This is a genomic window from Actimicrobium antarcticum, assembly GCF_039536745.1.
Taxonomy (GTDB): domain Bacteria; phylum Pseudomonadota; class Gammaproteobacteria; order Burkholderiales; family Burkholderiaceae_D; genus Actimicrobium; species Actimicrobium antarcticum.
Genome location: NZ_BAAAZE010000007.1, coordinates 73396 through 92628 on the forward strand (window position 1 = coordinate 73396; position 19233 = coordinate 92628).

2 protein-coding genes are annotated in these 19233 nt (G+C 61.5%); both read right to left on the reverse strand.

The window, feature by feature from the left end:
* Positions 1–245 precede the first annotated feature (245 nt).
* Positions 246–17630 carry a beta strand repeat-containing protein gene (locus ABD720_RS06610; protein WP_344762473.1) on the reverse strand — a complete coding sequence of 5795 codons (17385 nt, stop codon included), beginning with the start codon at positions 17628–17630 and terminating at the stop codon, positions 246–248.
* A 484-nt stretch (positions 17631–18114) separates the two neighbouring features.
* Positions 18115–19182, reverse strand: coding sequence for an SDR family oxidoreductase (locus tag ABD720_RS06615; protein ID WP_344762475.1), 1068 nt, complete (start codon positions 19180–19182; stop codon positions 18115–18117).
* Positions 19183–19233: the final 51 nt, after the last annotated feature.

Consider the following 19233-nt stretch of genomic DNA (forward strand, 5'->3'; position numbering starts at 1 on the left):
GATCAAGCCGGGTCCGACACGGCAGGCGGGTGTATTCGCGCGGTCGGTTACGTTGCCAAATCGCAGGCTGGAGTGAAAACCCAGGCCTAACTCAGGGTTCCTGAATGGGTGGCGGGTAGCGACGCGCGATCTGCAGGCTGCAGGCTGCAGGCTGCATTCGGCGGTAGCTAAAACGGGTTTTGTTCCGTTGATTCAAGCCGGTATCGGCCACGCAGCCCAACCGCCGAAACTGTGCTCCCGCGCCATCAAGCCGCCCACAGCAAATGCAGCGTACCAACCGCAGCCACACTCTGGTCTGCCGTGGCAAACACCTGCTGATCAACATAATGCGAGCCATCGCCATTGGTACCGGACGACACCGTCGCCGCGCTGGCACCGCCGCCCAGGTTGAGCACGTCACCACTGTCGAGCCGGATTGTGAGGTCATGGTTGGTATCGGTAATGCTGGTCAATGCCAGGCTGCTCAGGTCAACACTGCCATTGCTGTTGTTGCGCAGGTCCAGCGTCTCGATATTGGTGGTGGTGGCAATCAGCGCATCGATGTTGAAGCTGGCCGAAGTGGCAGTCAGGCGCAAAATATCGCTGCCAGCGCCGCCATCGGCTTGCGTCAGGCTGGCGGCGTCGGGCGCCACCAGGGTGTCGTTGCCGGCGCCGCCAACCAAGCTGTTGTTGCTACCAGCCACGGTGAGAATGTTGTCGAAGGCGTCACCAGTGAGGGTGTTGTTGCCGGCGTTGGAGCCGGTCAGGTTCTCGATGCCGGAGAGGATATCGCCCGATGCATCGCCACTGCTGGTTTGCGCCGTCGTCAGGTTCAGATCAACGGCAACACCGGCTGCCGAGCTGGAATAATCCGCCGTATCGTTACCGGCACCACCGATCAAGGTATCGGCACCGGCGCCACCAATCAACACATCGTTGCCGGCACCACCATCGAGCACATTGGCACCGCCGTCACCGGTCAAGGTGTCGTTATAGGCACTGCCGGTAATGTTTTCAAAGCCAGAGAGGATGTCGCCGGAAGCATCGCCCCCACTGACCTGGGCAGTGGCCAGCAGCAGGCTGACGGTAACACCAGCCGAGGAACTGGCATAACTCACCGTATCGATCCCGGCACCACCGGAGAGGATGTCGGCACCGGCACCGCCCTCGATGAGGTTGGTATTGGTGTCACCGGTCAGGGTGTCGGCGTAGGCACTGCCGATCAGGTTTTCAATGCCGGAGAGGATGTCGCCGGAGGCGTCGCCGGCACTGGTTTGCGCTGTCAGCACCGTCAAATTCACTGTAACGCCGGCAGCCGAGGTGGCATAGCTGGCGGTATCGATACCAGCACCACCGGTTAAGGTATCGGCCCCGGCACCACCGATCAAGGTGTCGTTGGCCGCACCGCCAACCAGCACATTGGCGTTGGCGTTACCGGTCAGCACATTGGCCATCAAGGATGAGCCGGTGGCATTGTCGAAACCGGTTTCGGTGTCTTTGGCGACGCTGGCGGCGCCGCTGTAGAAGTTGTCGACTGCACTGCTGCTACCAACGCCTGCCAGGCCGGCGATTTCGCTGGCGGACAAGGCTGTGTTGGCAATGACGAGATCGTCCATCTGGCCGTTGAATTGCGTGCCGCCTGATTGGGATTTTCCGATCCAGTTGTTCGTCCGGGTGATAGTCGGCATGTCGAAGCCGATCGCGGTCGAACCAGCCAACGCCCCGTTGACGTAGAGCGACGCAACTCCGTTGTTGATCGTCGCTGCAACATGCATCCATGTGCCATTTACGATCGAATTGTTCGCCAACACTTCGGAGCGCCCGACGCCATAATCGATGTAAAACGAAAGGTCACCGTTCGTGACGCGGCGAAGGACCAAATTGCTGACGTTGGAGCCGCTGCCGAAATCGAAGATGCGCGCTAAATTCTGCGTCGTATCGAACTTGACCCACCCGGCAAAGGTGAACGCATTGCCGAAGCTTAGGCCCGCGATAGTGCCGAAGTTACCATTCGCCGCGAAAGTCAACGCATTTCCGTGCCCGGTCAGGCCAGGGGTGAATGTCACGCCGCTGGTTAGCGTTATCGTCGTATTCGTGCTGCCATACGTCGATGCCGCGCTGGTACCGCTGGTTTCATTGAAGGCATACACATCCATGGCGACCGTCAAGCCATTGTCTTTAATCGTCCCGGCATTCAGATCAATCAGCAGTTGCGAGCGCGAGGCGCTGTAGTCCAGCGTGTTGACGCCAGTGCCGCCAATCAGTGTGTCGTGCCCGCCGCTACCCACAACGATGTCGTTACCCGCACCACCATCGATGACGTTGTCATTGATGTCGCCGGTTAAGGTATCGGCAAAGGCGCTGCCGGTGAGGTTTTCAATGCCGGAGAGAATATCGCCGGAGGCGTCGCCGGCACTGACCTGCGCCGTCAGAAGACCCAGATTAACGGTGACGCCCGCTGCCGACGTGGCATAACTAGCGGTGTCGATGCCGGCCCCGCCAATGAGCGTATCGGCACCGGCGCCGCCGATCAACACATCATTGCCGGCACCGCCATCGAGCACGTTGGCAGCCGCATCACCGGTTAAGGTATCGTCGAACGCGCTGCCAGTGAGGTTTTCAATGCCGGAAAGGATATCGCCGGATGCATCGCCAGCACTGACCTGGGCGGTGGCCAGCAACAGGCTGACGGTTACGCCAAGGGTTGAGGTGGCGTAACTGGCGGTATCGATGCCGGCGCCGCCTGTCAGGGTATCGGCGCCGGCACCACCGCTCAAGGTGTCGTTGGCCGCGCCACCGATCAGTACGTTGGCATTGGCGTTACCTGTCAGCACATTGGCCATGGTGGCGGAGCCGGTGGCGTTGTCGAAGCCGGTTTCCGTGTCTTTGGCATAGCTTGCGGCGCTGGTGTAGAGATTGTCGATGGCGCTGGTGGCGCCCACGGTTGCCAGGCGGGCGATTTCGGCGGCGGAGAGTGCGGTGTTGGCGATGACGATGTCGTCGATCTGGCCGGTGAAGGGCAGGTCGTTATTTTCTGATTTGCCGATGTAATTGTTGGTGCGCGTAATGGTGGGAAGGTCAAAACCGAAAGAACTCGAGCTTATGAGCGCACCATTGATGTATAACGACTGTGTGCCGTTGTTCAATGTGGCAGCAACATGCATCCAGGTGCCGTTGACGATCACATTGGTGGCCGTTGCGGTGCTACCGCCAACACCGCTGTATAAAACCTGAAATATAAGGCTGCTACTCGTTGAGCTTCGTCCAATTAGTATATTACTGGAGTTGTATGCATTACCGGCGTCAAAAACCCGCGCCCAGGCCTGCGTTGCATCGAACTTCACCCACGCAGAAAAGCTGAACGTATTCCCAAAAGTAAGGCCAGCAATATTGCCATATGACCCCGTGGCGGCTGTTGCGGCACTATTATTAAACGTCAACGCATTCCCATGCCCCGCCATGCCGCTACTGAACGCCACGCCATTAACCAGCGTCATCGCCCCATTCACACTGCCATATACCGATGCCGCACTGGTGCCACTGACTTCATTAATGGCATACACATCCATCGGCTGCGTCAAGCCATTATCGGCCACGGTGCCGGCAGACAGGTCAATGGCTAGTTGCGAGCGGGAGGCGCTGTAGTTCAGTGTATTGATGCCAGTGCCACCAATGAGTGTGTCGTGCCCGCCGCTGCCGACGATGATGTCGTTGCCCGCCCCACCATCGATAATATTGTTGTTGACGTCGCCCGTTAAAGTATCGGCAAAGGCGCTGCCGGTGAGGTTTTCAATCCCGGAGAGGATATCGCCGGAGGCGTCCCCCGCACTGACCTGGGCTGTCAGCAGCCCCAGATTGACCGTGACGCCGGCAGCAGCGGTGACGTAACTGGCGGTGTCGATTCCTGCCCCGCCAATAAGCGTATCGGCACCGGCGCCACCAATCAGCACATCATCGCCGCCAGCGCCATTAAGGACATTGGCGCCGGCATCACCCGTGAGGGTATCGGCGGCTTCAGAGCCGATGGCATTCTGGAAGTTGCTGATGACATCGCCCGTGGCGTCACCACCGGAGACCGTATTGGTCGCCAGGTTGACCGTGACACCGGTAGGTGCGGTGGTGCCGGCGTAGACGACGATGTTGTCAATGGTGCCGGTGAAAACGCCATTGCTTGCATAAATAGTGAACTTGCTATCTTGTGCAACAAATGTCCCGGTCACGGTACCCGATCCAAGAGGCAACGTCGACGTGGCAAACAACACACTACCGACTGTGGATACAATCCGGAAGGTGCCGACAGCGGTCGCGGTGTAATCGAATGAAAACGAATACGTCTGGCCGGCAACCAACGCAGCGTTCTGCGCCAGAAAATTGAAGCCGCTAGTGACTGTTGCGACGCCTCCGGTGTAAGTGACTATGGGGCCTGTCTCGGTAATCCAGCCCACGCCACCATTACTGAAATCCCCATTCGTCACCAGATTGTTTTGGTAGCTGATGGTATTGACACCGGTACCGCCATTGAGCGTGTCAGCCCCAGCGCCACCGGTGATGGTGTCGTTGCCGGCACCACCGCTGATGGTGTCGTTGGCCGCGCCACCACGCAGCACATTGTCCAGCCCATCACCGGTTATGACGTTGACCATGGTGGAAGAGCCGTTGACGTTTTCAACGCCGGAGACGGTGTCCTTGGCCACGCCTGGGGCGCCGTAGACGTTGTCGACGGTGCTGACGGCACCGGTGGACGCGAGTTTGGCAATGTCGTAGCGCGATAACGCGGTGTTGCTGATGACGACGTCGTCGATCTGGCCGGTAAAGGGCAGATCGTTCCACTGCGATCTACCGATCCAGTTATTGGTGCGTGTCAGGTTTGCAACATCGAAGCCTAGGACGGTACTGCTAGCCAGGGCGCCATCGACATAGATCGAGACGGTGCGCCCGCTGACTGTTACGGCAAGATGCTGCCATGTGCCGGGCGCTGCAAGAACTGATGCTGGGCCGAACTGCGTACTGGATCCACCACTGTTAAAACGCAGATACAGGCCGTTGGAAGTGTCATTGCGGGAAAAGTCGATTTCCTCATTGGCCTTACCGTTACCAAAATCAAAAATATGGGCATAACTGCGCGTGTCACTGAAATTGACCCATGCCGCAAACGTAAAAGATGGTCCAAACGTCAGGTTGTTGACCACACCGTAAGCCTGCGTGGCATTGGTATACAAGCTGTTATCAAACGTCAGCGCATTGCCATGCCCGGCCAGCGTGCTACTGGCGAAACTGCCGCCATTAACCAGCGTAATCGCACTGTTGACGCTGCCATAAGCCGACGCTGCACTGCTGCCACTGACTTCGTTGAAGGCATAGGCATCCAGCGGCGCTGCCAGGCCGTTATCGGTCACGTTACCGGTGGCCAGATTGATGTTGAGCGCGTAGGTCAGTGGCGAATAATCCACCGTATCGATACCGGTTCCGCCGATGATGGTGTCGTTGCCGGCACTGGCCACCAGAAAGTCGTCACCGGCGCCGCCATCGAGCACATTGGCGTTGCGGTCACCAATGAGGGTGTCGGTAAAGCCGGACCCGGTCAGGTTTTCAATACTTAGGAAGGTGTCGCCAGCGGCGTAGCCCCCAAAATACAGGGGTGCTTCCAGGTTGACGTACACCGCCGCCGTCGAACGGGCATAGCTGACGGTATCGAGACCGGCACCGCCGTCAAACACATTGGCCGCGCTGCTGGCGTAAAACAAATCATTGAAGGCGCTGCCGGTAACGTTTTCGATATTGCTGAGCTTGTCGCCGGAGGCGTCGCCACCGCTGGTTTGTGCGGTGGTGATGGTGAGGTCAACGGTGACGCCAGCGCTGGACGCCGAGTAATCGGCAGTATCGAGCCCAACACCACCATCCATGGTGTCCGCACCCGCCAGGCCAGCCAGCACGTTGGCGTTGGCGTCGCCGGTCAAGGTGTCGGCAAAGGCGCTGCCGGTGAGGTTTTCAAAGCCAGAGAGGATGTCGCCGGAGGCGTCGCCGCTGCTGACCTGGGCCGTCAGCAGGTTCAGGTTGACGGTAACGCCCGCTGCCGAACGGGCGTAGCTGGCGGTGTCATTGCCGCCGCCCCCGGCCAGGATATCGGCGCCAGCATCGCCGGTGATCAGGTCGTCGCCATAACCGCCAGTGATGGTGTTGACACCGCTGTCGCCGGTGAGGACGTCGCTATTGTTGGTGCCCACAAGATTCTGGAAATTGCTGATGGTGTCGCCAGCAGCGTCGCCGCCCGAGGCGGTGTTGGTGGCAAGGTTGATGTTGACGCCGGTTTGCACGGCGACAATCACATAGTTGTCAATCGTTCCGGTAATAAGAAACCCACCAACATTCAACTGAATCGCCGAACTTCCGTTACCGGTAAAGTAGGCACTTGCCTGCCCCGAAAGTACACCACCATTTGCACCTGTGTCCAGCATCGTGGCAACGTACACCCCCCCCAATAGTATTCTCAGGTTGCCATTGGAATTCGTTCGCGTGTAATCAAATGTCGCCAGGTACAGCTGTCCGTTTACGAACGAGCTTGCGATTGTCTGCTTCAAAAAATTCTGGCCGTTCGTTACACTCGCTTTCCCTGTGCTGTAGTCCGGATCCGGCCCAGCGGACGTGGTCCACCCCGTCCCCCCATTACTGAAGTCGCCATTGGTGACCAGATTGGCCGGGTAATAATTGGCATAGCTGAGAGTATTCACCCCCGTACCGCCATCCAGCACATCGCCACCCGCCCCCCCATAGATGGTGTCGTTGCCCGCCCCACCGTTGATGGTATCGGCCGCTGCCCCACCCACCAGCAGGTTATCGTTGGCGTCACCCGTCAAGGTGTTCTGTCCAGTGACCGAGCCCAGCAGGTTTTCAATCCCGGTCAGGATATTGCCGGAGGCATCACCGCCACTGACTTGTGCGGTGGCTAGTGTCAGGTCAACGGTGACCCCTGCTGCCGAGTTGGTGTAGACCACCGTATCCACGCCAGCGCCGCCATCGAAGGTATCGACGCCGCCATTGCCGGTGAGGGTGTCGTTGCCGGCACCGCCGGTCAAGACATTGGCGCCGCTGGTGCCGATGAGGATGTCGTTGAAGGCACTACCGGTGAGGTTTTCGATATTGACCAGCGTGTCGCCGGAAGCCTCGCCGGCGCTGGTCTGCGCGGTGGTGATGCGCAGATCGACCGTGACACCGGCGGTGGAATTGACATAGGTGGCGGTGTCGATGCCATTGCCGCCGTCGAGGGTGTCGCTGCCCGTACCACCCTCGAGGGTATCGTTGCCATTCATGCCGGAGAGGGTGTCGTTACCAGCACCACTACTCAAGATATTGTCGCCACTGCTGCCGGTCAGGATGTCCGTACCGCTGCCGGTGGTGGCATTTTCAATACCGGAGAAGGTGTCGCCGGATTGCAGGGCATTGCCGCCAGTGCCTGTGACGGTTTGCGCGGTGAGATCGATGGTGATGTCGCTGGTAGCATTGGCATAACTGAGCGTGTCGTTACCTAACCCGCCGACGAAATTATTGGCCAGCGTGCTGGCCACGAACACATCGTCGAAGCTGCTGCCAATGGCGTTTTCAAAGCCGCTGATGACGTCGCCGGTCGCATCCCCCCCGGTGGCGGTCATGGTGAACAGGTTGACGGTGACGCCCGCACTGCTGGCTGAATAATCCAGCGAGTCGGAACCCGCCCCGCCCACGAGGGTATCGGCACCGGCCAGCCCGGCCAGCACGTTGTTGTTGGCGTCGCCAGTCAAGGTGTCGGCGAAGGCGCTGCCGGTGAGGTTTTCAAAGCCAGAGAGGATGTCGCCGGAGGCATCGCCGCTGCTGACCTGGGCTGTCAGCAGGTTCAGGTTAACGGTGACGCCCGCTGCCGAACTGGCATAGCTGGCGGTGTCATTGCCGCCCCCCCCTGCCAGGATATCGGCGCCAGCACCGCCGGTGATCAGGTCGTCGCCATAACCGCCATTGATGGTGTTGACACCGCTGTCGCCGGTGAGGACATCGTTGCCTGTGGTACCGACAAGATTCTGGAAATTGCTGATGGTGTCGCCGGCGGCGTCGCCGCCCGAGGCGGTGTTGGTGGCGAGATTGATGTTGACCCCGGTTTGGGCGGCAACGATGGCGATGTTGTCGAAGGTGCCGTTATAGGGTCCAATACTCGCATAAAATCCGATACCGGAGGTCGTAGTTGCAGTGAAGTATGCGTAGGCAGATCCAGATGACACGCCACCATTAGAACCCGTTGGCAGTATAGTCACGGACCTGCCGGCCCCGAAAAATACCACAGCACCAGCCAGATTGGTTCTGACATAATCGAATGCCACCAGATATTGCTGACCGACGACAAACGGTAGGATTGCAGCAGAATACAAAAAATTTATTCCACCACTGACGGTCATCACACCACCGGTGTACGTCGGGCTAGGTCCGGCATTCGTGGTCCACCCCGTCCCCCCATTACTGAAGTCCCCATTAGTCACCAGATTGCCTGAGTAATAATCCGCATAACTCAGCGTATTAACCCCCGTACCGCCATCCAGCACATCGCCACCCGCCCCCCCATAGATGGTGTCGTTGCCCGCCCCACCGTTAATGGTGTCCGCCGCTGCCCCACCCACCAGCAGGTTATCGTTGGCGTCCCCCGTCAAGGTGTTCTGTCCCGTCACCGAGCCCAGCAGGTTTTCAATCCCGGTCAAGATATTGCCGGCGGCATCGCCGCCACTGACTTGTGCGGTGGCCAGTGTCAGATCAACGGTGACCCCTGCTGCCGAGTTGGTGTAGACCACCATATCCACGCCAGCACCGCCATCGAAGGTATCGGCGCCACCATTGCCGGTGAGGGTGTCATTGCCGGCACCGCCGGTTAAGACATTGGCGCCGCTGGTACCAGTCAGGATGTCGTTGAAGGCGCTGCCGGTGAGGTTTTCGATATTGACCAGCGTGTCGCCGGAAGCCTCACCGGCGCTGGTTTGCGCGGTGGTGATGCGCAGATCAACTGTGACCCCGGCGGTGGAATTGACATAGGTGGCGGTGTCGATGCCATTGCCGCCGTCGAGATCGTCGTAACTGCTGCCACCATCGAGCGTGTCGTTGCCATCCATGCCCCAGATCTTGTCGCTGAGCACACCACCGCTCAGGTAATTGTCACCGCTGCTGCCTGTGAGGTAATCGTTGCCGTTTCCGCCAATGGCATTTTCAATACCGGAAATCGTGTCACCCACATAAAAGCTGTTGTTCGCGCCTGTGACGGTTTGCGCCGTCAGGTCGATCGTAATTCTGGTTCCGGCATTGGTGTAGCTAATGGTGTCATTACCCAACCCACCCACAAAGTTATTGGCATTGGTATCGGCCACAAACACATCGTCATAAGCACTACCAATCACATTCTCAAAGCCACTGATGGTGTCGCCGGTGGCGTCTCCCCCGAGGGCCGTCATGGCAAACAGATTAACCGTCACCCCCGCACCACTAGCCGAATAATCCAGCGTGTCGGAGCCGGCCCCGCCGATCAGAACATCGGCCCCAGCCAGCCCGGCAATGACGTTGTCGTTGGCGTCACCGGTGAGCCGGTCGTTGTAGGCGCTGCCGGTCAGGTTTTCAATACTGACTAAGGTATCGCCAGCGGCGTCGCCACTGCTGATTTGAGGCGCCGTGCTGTTTAAATCGACCGTCACCCCCAGCGCCGAATTGGCGTAGCTTGCCGTGTCATTGCCCAAGCCACCGCGCAGCACATTGGCCGCACTGCTGGCCACGAAGGTGTCGTTGTAGGCACTACCGATGACGTTTTCAAGATTGGCCAGGCTGTCGCCCTGAGCGTCCCCCCCCACCCCACTGCCGCCATTCAAATTAATGGCCACGCCAGCGCTGGAGCTGCTGTAGTCCACCGTATCGATGCCGGCGCCACCATCGATGCTGTCAGCACCAATGCCACCAATGATGACGTTGTCGCCGGCGTCACCGGTCAAGGTATCGTTGTAGTTGGAGCCGGTAATGTTTTCAATATTGCTGAAGGTGTCGCCCTGGGCGTCGCCACCACTGGCACTGTTGGTGGCCAGATTGACGGTGACCCCGCTAATGGAGCCGATATAGCTGATGGTGTCGACACCGCTGCCGCCGATTAGGGTGTCGGCACCCAGGCCACCAATCAACACATCGTCACCGATACCACCGTCGATACGGTTGTTGCCGGCGTCGCCCACCAAGGTGTCGGCGTAATTGGTGCCGAGCAGGTTTTCAATACCGCTAAAGGTGTCGCCGAAGGCGTCGCCGCTGTTGGTGCCGCTGGCGTCCAGATACACGGTAATGCCATTGGTGCTGCCGGCGTAACTGGCAGTGTCGCCAACGCTGGTGTTGTTGCCGCCCACCAGGGCGTCGGCACCAGCGCCGCCTTCCAGCACATCGTCGCCACTGCCACCGTCCAGGCGGTTGTCACCGGTGTCGCCGGTGAGCAAATCGTTGAAGCTGCTGCCGATCAGGTTTTCAATGCCGGAGAGGGTGTCGCCATTGGCGTCGCCACCGCTACTTTGCGGAAACAGTACCGCCAGATTGACCGTTACCCCGGCACTGGAGTTGGCGTAGGTGACGGTGTCGACCCCGGTGCCACCACTTAACCCATCGGCGCCGGCGCCACCATCGAGCACATCGTCGCCACCGTAGCCAAACAACTGGTTGTTGCCAGCATCGCCCACCAAAGTGTCGGCCAGCTCAGAGCCGCCGAGGTTTTCAATGCTGGTCAAGACGTCGCCGGTGGCGTCGCCGCCCAGCATGGTGGCCGTGGCCAGGTTGATGCTGACACCGGCACTGCTGGTACGATAATCGGCCCAGTCACTGCCGGCGCCCCCACTCAAGATATCGGCACCAGCGCCGCCGCTCAAGTGGTCGTTGCCACCGCCGCCGTTTAAGGCATTGGCACCGGCGTCACCGGTCAGGATGTCGTCGTAGGCACTGCCGGTGATGTTTTCAAAGTTGGTGAAGGCGTCGCCCTCGGCGTCGCCACCGGTGGCAATACCGGAAGCCAGGTTAACGCTCACGCCTTCGACCGAGGCGGCGTAGCTCAAGGTATCGATGCCGCTGCCGCCATCGAGCACGTCGGCACCGGCACCACCTTCAATGGCGTCGTTTCCGCTTCCGCCGCTCAGGGCATTGACCGCCGTCGAACCGGTAAGGTTGTCGGCAAAGTTACTGCCGACCAGATTTTCTATACTGTTGAAGGTGTCACCATCGGCGTCGCCGCCGGTGGCGCTGTTGTCGAGCAAGCTAATCGTGACGCCGCTGGTGCTGGCGGCGTACGAGGCGGTGTCGACGCCGGCACCACCGATCAAGACGTCGCTGCCGGCGCCACCGATCAAGGTGTCGTTGCCCGCGCCACCGGTCAGGACATTGTCGCCGGCGTCACCGGTCAAGATATCGGCAAAGGCGCTGCCGGTGAGGTTCTCAATGCCGGAGAGAGCGTCGCCAGCGGCGTCGCCACCGCTGGTGGTGTTCAGTTCCAGATTGACGACCACGCCCTGGCCCGAACTGGCGTAGCTGGCGGTGTCGATCCCGCTGCCACCGATCAAGGTGTCAGACCCGCCGCCGCCTTCCAGCACATCATTGCCAGCACCGCCATCCAAGACATTGTCGCCAGCGTCGCCGCTCAGGTTGTCGGCGTAGGCGCTGCCAGTGAGGTTTTCTATGCCGCTGATCTGGTCGCCTTCGGCGTCGCCGCCCAGGCCGACGTCGCCCGCCATGCCAATGGTGACGCCGGCAGTCGAGCCGGCATAGGTGGCAGTGTCGATGCCGCTGCCGCCAATTAAGGTGTCAGCGCCAGCACGCCCTTCCAGCAAATCGTTGCCGCCGCCGCCTTCTAGCCGGTTGGCAATGGCGTCGCCGCGCAGAATGTCGGCAAAGCCGCTGCCGATGGCGCCTTCGATGCTGATCAAGGTATCGCCATCGGCCTGGCCACCGGTGGCCGTGGCGCTGGCCAAGTCAACGTTGACGGCGCTGCTGTTGGCATAACTGACCTGATCGCTGCCCAGCCCGCCCCGCAGGATGTCGGCGCCCAGGCCGCCTTCCAGAATGTCGTTGCCACTGCCGCCGTCGAGAATATTGTCGCCATCGTCACCGGTCAAGCGGTCGGCAAAGGCGCTGCCGGTCAGGTTTTCAATGCCGGTCAGGATGTCGCCGGCCGCGTCGCCACCGGTGTTGGTGCCGGTTAGCAAGTTCACAGTCACAGCGGCGTCGCTGTTGGTGTAGGTGACGGTGTCGTTGCCGGTGCCGCCTTTCAGGACGTCGGCGCCGGCGCCGCCATCGAGCACGTCGTTGCCGCTGCCGCCGTCGAGCAGGTTGGCACTGGCGTTGCCGGTGAGGCTATCATCTTGCGCCGTGCCGATCAGATTTTCAACGCCGCTGAGGACATCGCCCTGGGCGTCGCCACCCAGGCCGCTGCCGCTGTTCAGATCAACCGTCACGCCGGCAATCGAGGCGGCGTAGGTGGCGGTGTCGACCCCGCTGCCACCGATTAAGGTGTCGGCACCGGCGCCACCTTCAAGCAAATCGTTGCCAGCGCCGCCATCCAGGCGGTTGGCTTGGGCATCGCCGCGCAGGCTGTCGTTAAAGGCTGAGCCGGTGGCGTTTTCAATACTGATTAAGGTGTCGCCGTCGGCGTCGCCACCGGTGGCGCTTTGGGTGCTGATGTCAACTTGCACTGCCGCTGCAGAGGTGCTGTAGCTGGCCGTGTCGCTGCCAGCGCCGCCGTCGAGAACGTCGCTGCCGGCACCACCCGAGAGCACGTCATTGCCCAGTCCGCCAATTAAGCGGTTGTCGCCGGCGTCACCAGAGAGATTGTCGTTGTAGGCGCTGCCGGTCAGGTTTTCAACCTGACTGATGGTGTCGCCGTCGGCGTCGCCGCCAATACCGGCACTGCCATCCAGGCTGACAGTGACGCCATTGCCCGAGGCGGCGTAGGTGGCGGTGTCGTTACCACTGCCACCAACTAGGGTGTCAGCGCCAGCGCCACCATCGAGCAGGTCGTTGCCGCCACCGCCGTCGATGGTGTTGTCGCCAGCGTCGCCGGTGAGCGTGTCGGCATATTGCGAGCCGGTCAGGTTTTCGACACTGCTATAGCTGTCGCCAGTGGCGTCGCCGGTATTGACGCTGGTATTAGCCAGACTGACGATCAAGCCGCTGCTGCTGCTGGCATAGCTGGCAGTGTCGCGCCCGGAGCCGCCGATCAATACGTCAGCGCCACCTTCACCTTCGAGGATATCGTCGCCACGGCCGCCGTCCAGGCGGTTGTTGCCCGAGTCGCCAGTGAGGGTGTCACCCTGGCTGCCACCGATCAGGTTTTCGATGCTGAAAAGGGTGTCGCCCTGCGCGTCGCCCCCCGTTGCTGTGCCAGTATCGAGGTTGACGTTGACGGCCTGCAGCGAGGTAGTATAGCTGGCAGTGTCGCTGCCCAACCCGCCGATTAGCACGTCGGCACCGGCACCGCCTTCGAGCACATCATTTCCGGTGCCACCGTCGAGACGGTTGTTGCCAGCATCGCCAATAAGGGTGTCGTCGAAGGCCGACCCAAGCAGGTTTTCAATCTCGCTCAAGATATCGCCCTGGGCATCGCCGCCTACGCCGATGGTGCCGTCGAGGGCGACCGTCACTCCAGTGGCCGAGGCGGCGTAGGTGGCGATGTCAATCCCGCTGCCGCCGATCAGAGTGTCGGCCCCGCCCCGCCCTTCCAGCACATCGTTGTCGCCACCGCCACTGAAGATGTTGTTGCCGGCGTCGCCAGAGAAGGTATCGGCATACTGCGAGCCGATCAGATTTTCGATGCTGACGAATATATCGCCCACGGCGTCGCCACCACTGGCTGCACCGCTGGCCAGATCGATCGCTACCGGGCCACCGGAGCCGCTATAGGAAGCCGTGTCGCTGCCGATGCCGCCATCGAGCAAGTCGGCGCCGGCGCCACCTTCCAGGATATCGTTGCCAGCACCGCCATAGAGCCGATTACCCAGACCGTCGCCGGTCAAGGTGTCGTTGTATTGCGAACCACTCAAGTCTTCTATGCTCACCAGCACATCGCCGCTGGCGTCGCCGCCGTTGGACGTGCCGGTGGCCAGGTTGACTGTCACGGCCAGTGCCGAGTCGGCATAGCTGGCCTGGTCGCGACCGTCGCCACCTATCAAAGTATCGGCGCCCACGCCACCACCGAGGATGTCGTCACCGGCGCCGCCAGTGAGCGTGTTGGCCGCTGCGTCGCCGGTGAGCACGTCATTGAAGGCGGTGCCGATCAGGTTCTCGACATTGACGAGCGTGTCGCCCTGGGCGTCGCCGCCCAGCGCCAGGCTGCGCCCGAGGTCAATCGTCACGGCCTGCGCCGATGCCGCATAGGTGGCGGTATCGTTGCCGGCGCCACCATCGAGCACGTCGGCACCGGCACCACCGGTGAGCAGGTCGTCGCCGGCACCGCCGTCGAGGCGGTTGGCACCGGCGTCACCGGCCAGGGTGTCATCGAAGCGCGAGCCGGTCAGGCCTTCGATGCTGTTGTAGACATCGCCCTGGGCGTCACCGGTGTTGGTGGCGGGCGCGGCCAGACTGGCGAGGATGGCGCTGCCGGCACCGGCGTAACTGGCAATGTCGTTGCCGTCACCACCGATGAGGAGGTCGGCACCGGCACCGCCTTCGAGGGTGTCGTCGCCGCTGCCACCGTCGAGCCGGTTGACGCTGCTGTTGCCGATGAGGGTGTCGTCGAAGCCACTGCCAAGCAGGTTTTCGACGCCGCTGAGGACATCGCCTTCGGCATCGCCGCCGCTGCTGGCAACACTCTGACCGGCCTCGTTAAGTACCACCTGGGCGCCAGCGCTACTGCTGGCGTAACTGGCGGTATCGATTCCAGCGCCACCGATGATGACGTCGGCACCTGCGCCGCCGGTCAGCAAATCGTTGCCATTGCCGCCATCCAGACGATCGTTGCCAGCGCCACCATCGAGCACATCGTTGCCGTCGTTGCCGAGCAGTATATTGGCGCCGGCATTGCCAGTCAGGACATCGTCGAATGCACTACCGGCGACGCCTTCGATGCTGGTGTAGGCGTCACCCTGTGCATCGCCGCCGGTGGCGGTACCGACGTCCAGATCGACATTGACCAGTGCCGCGCTGCGGGTGTAATCGGCGATATCCTGGCCCTCGCCACCGGCCAGCAGGTCGGCGCCTGCGCCACCTTCGAGGGTGTCGTTTCCGGCGCCGCCATCGAGCCGGTTGGCGCCGGCGTCGCCGCGCAACGTGTCGTCGAAGCTGCTGCCGAGCAGGTTTTCGATCCGGATGAGCTGATCGCCTTGCGCATCGCCGCCGCTATTGGCCAGCCGACCAGACAGATCGACTTGTACGCCGGCAGTTGACGACGCATACGAGGCGGTATCGCTGCCGCTGCCGCCATCGAGCACGTCGGCGCCAGCGCCGCCTTCGAGGATATTGTCGGCAACGTCGCCGATCAGGACGTCGGCGAAGGCCGAGCCGGTCAGGTTGTCGATGCTGTCGAAGGTGTCGCCGAAAGCGTCGCCGGTATTGCTGGCTGGGTTGTCGAGGCTGACCTGTAGTCCGGCCAGCGCACTGGCGTACACGGCGGTGTCGCTGCCGGCACCACCGATCAATGCATCGGCCCCTGCACCACCACTCAGCAGGTCGTCGCCAGCACCACCATCGAGTCGATTGTCAGCCGCGTTGCCGATCAATGTATCGGCGTTGTGCGAGCCGATCAGGTTTTCAATGTCCTGCAATACATCGCCTTGCGCGTCCCCGCCCTGCGCCGTGCCGGTCGTCAGGCTTACTGTGACGCCCAGCGCCGACGCTGCATAGCTGGCCGTGTCATTGCCATCGCCACCGCGCAGCAAGTCCGCCCCGGCGCCGCCTTCGAGCGTGTCGTTGCCGGCACCGCCATCGAGCGTGTTGGCACCGGCGTCACCGGTCAGGGTGTCGTCGAAAGCAGAGCCGATCACGGCTTCGATCCCCGAGAACGTATCACCCTGCGCATCGCCGCCACTGCCTTGCCGGGTGGCGAGATTGACGACCACCGCACCAGCCGATGTGGCATACGACACGGTATCGAATCCTGCGCCGCCGATGAGCTGGTCTGCACCGCCGCGACCTTCGAGCAGGTCGTCGCCAGCACCACCGTCGAGCCGGTTGGCGTTGTCGTCGCCGCGCAGGATATCGTCGTAACTGCTGCCGGCCAGGTTCTCGATGCTGTCGAGCGTGTCGCCCTGTGCGTCACCGCCGGTGGCAGTGCCATCGCGCAGATCGATGACCACGCCGATGGGCGATCCTTCGTAACTGGCGGTGTCGTTGCCGGTGCCGCCAAACAAGCGATCGGCGCCCGCGCCGCCGACCAGCCAGTCATTGCCCGCGCCACCATCCAGCGTGTCGTTGCCGGCATCGCCGTACAGGCGGTCGTGCCCGACCAGCCCGAAGACCTCATCGTTGCCGGCACCGGCGTGGATCTCGTCACCCAGACCGAAGGCCGGGAACACCACGCCGGCACGCCCGGACGCATCGCTGTAGAGCATGTCCGCGGCACCATTGACGTCCCGCACGATGGCCGGCAGGATCAACAGGCCGCCGATGTCCTTGCCATCCATCTGTCCCACTACCGCAATGCGCAGGTCGAACGTGGCGGGCGTGAAGGCAGCGGCATCGAACGCCACCGGATACTGGATCATGACCGTCAGTCTGCCGGTGGCACTAGCGTCGGCCGGCAACGTGACCAGCCAGGAGGTACCGGACTGGACGGCGCCGGTAATGATCCAGCCCGGCGGCAGGCCAGAAATCGTGACGCTCTGTACCGTGACAGCGGAACGTCCCGTGATATCGATGTCGAGCAGACGCGCAAACCCGCTGCCCATGGCGCGACCGCCATCGCCGCGGATGATGTCGTCACCGCTGGTGCCCACGATCAGTTCGGGCGCGGCTTGCGCCTCGGCGGACCGGTCGGTGGCCGCGCGAGCCGCACCGCCCGATCCGGTGATCATGTTTCCGCTGACGCCACTGCTGCCAGGAGAAATATCCTGCCCGGTGACGTTGTAGACCACACCCTTGACGGTGAGCTGGACCGCTTCGGGAAGCGGTGGTGGCGGTGACGGATTGCCGGGCGAGGATGTGCCGGAGCTGGTGCTCCTGTCGATACTGAGGATCAATAGGCGTTCGGGGGCATTGGACGTAAATTCGGATGTCGTGGTCAGTTCGGCGCCCAGTGCAATCGGTGCCATGCCACTGGCTACTGGCGGTGTCGGCTCAGGCCGGACGTCGTCGGCGCTGGTTGCTGCCGACGCGGTCTCGGCCGGCTGGTCCGGAGCGGCTGCGTTGTCAGGAACCCTGTCTTTTTTTGTTTCAAATGTGCGGCTGATCGCGTCGACCAGTTCCACGCTGCCGGACTCGCCGGTCAGCGTGGCGGCATCCACCGTCGCATCGCTGAACACCACCCGCAGCAGCGGCTCGGCCATCGCCCGCAGCGCCAGTCCCTGTAACAGGTGTTGCACGCCGTCGGCAGTTTGCAGGATGACGTCGACACCGACCACTGTGACGCTGACGACGGATGCGCGCGTGAAGTTTAGTGAGACAGCGCCGTTGGCAGTCGGGTGGATGACAAGGTTCTTGTTCATGGCAACTCCAGAAGAGTACAGCGCAGCTGTGGTCGTACTTTCTGGAGGCGCGGCGGATGGAATTGATCAGGCGTAGTCGCGCTGTTGAAACCAGAAGTATTGATCACTGATACTAGCTGTAGTTACTTCTTTAGCGCAACTATTTGTCGATGAGAAACAATTCTTTTGATTACTTTTTTGCTTTGCACGAGTGCACGCTAAAAAGCCGTATGGTGGAAATGAAATGATTTGTGCTCTGTAACAACAAGCTGCGCACGGACTGGTTGGCGGGCCTGTTCGCGCCATCGACTCTGTCGCCAAAATTCAGGCAGAGTGGCGACGCCCAAGGTTCGCACCAGGAGCAATTGCGGTTCGGATGACGCCGCCGGCGGCTAAACGATTGCTGCTTCGTGGCGCGGAGGCTGTGCGGGCCGGCGGGTGCAAATGGCGAGCCTTGCACCCGCCGGTCCACCCTGTCGTGGGAGCCGCAGGCCGCCAACGCTGATTACGGAATCAGCCGCTCGGCACGCAACCTGGCGAATAAGTCAAAAAACGAGTCCTCGGTCGTTTGATAGCCAGTAAAACCGCGTTGCCGGCTGCGGGTCATGTCAGTCATGACTTCAATCGGTCGTCCCAGGTCAAGATCGGTATGCCATGCCGATGCCAGTCGATCGAGGTCGGGCTCGGCCAGTCCGTGGCGCTGTGCCATCGCGCGCCACAGGTCGTGGTCGCCCGCGATGGCTTGTTCCAGCGGGTGGATTGTGCCGTCGAAACCCGCGGCGTCGACACCAAACCAGTCGGCCAACCGGCCCCAGAGCCATTGCCAGCGAAACGAGTCGCCATTGACGATGTTGAACGCCGTGTCATGCGCGGACTCGGTCTCGGCTGCCCAGATCAGCTGAGCGGCCAGTTGCCGGGCATCGGTCACGTCGGACAGTCCTTCCCATTGAGCACGTGAACCGGGCCATTGAAACAGACGTCCGGTTTCCTTGCAGAGCGCGGCGTAGACCGCGAGCGTGGTGCCCATGTTCATCGCATTGCCGACCGCCTTGCCGATCACGGTATGCGGACGATGCACGTTCCAGCTGAAGCCATCGCGGGCGGCTGCGGCGAACAATTCATCTTCTTGTTCGTAATAAAAATTTTCGATCGGCAGGCGTGGCTGTTCCTCGCGCAACGGCGTTTCTGGCAGCGTTCCGGCGCTGGCGTAGGCCTCGAATGGTCCAAGATAGTGTTTCAGTCCGGTCACCAGCGAGACATGCAGCACGGATTTTTTGGGTGCCAGTGCGGCCAGCACGTTGCGCACCATCGCGCCATTGACCCGGATGTTTTCGGCTTCGGTCGCCTGGCGCATCCACGCCGTGATGAAAACGTGGGTCGGTGCGATGTTGGCCAGCGCGGTGTCCAGGCTGGCCGGATCAAGCAGGTCGGCGGCGACCGGACGCAGGCCGGGCAAGGTGTCACGCGGATTGCGCGCCAGGCCATGCACGGTCCAGCCGCGGGCAATCAGTTCTGCTGCCAGGTTGCTGCCACCGATACCGCTCGCGCCGACTACCAATGCTGTTTTTTGCATGCTGTTTGCTCCGTCATTCGTCAAAGTAAATAGTCTACTGGTGAATTATTC

Bases quoted from the DNA above. Each gene is read 5' to 3' on its own strand.
- ABD720_RS06610 (WP_344762473.1), bottom strand. From the start codon at position 17,630: ATGAACAAGAACCTTGTCATCCACCCGACTGCCAACGGCGCTGTCTCA.
- ABD720_RS06615 (WP_344762475.1), bottom strand. From the start codon at position 19,182: ATGCAAAAAACAGCATTGGTAGTCGGCGCGAGCGGTATCGGTGGCAGC.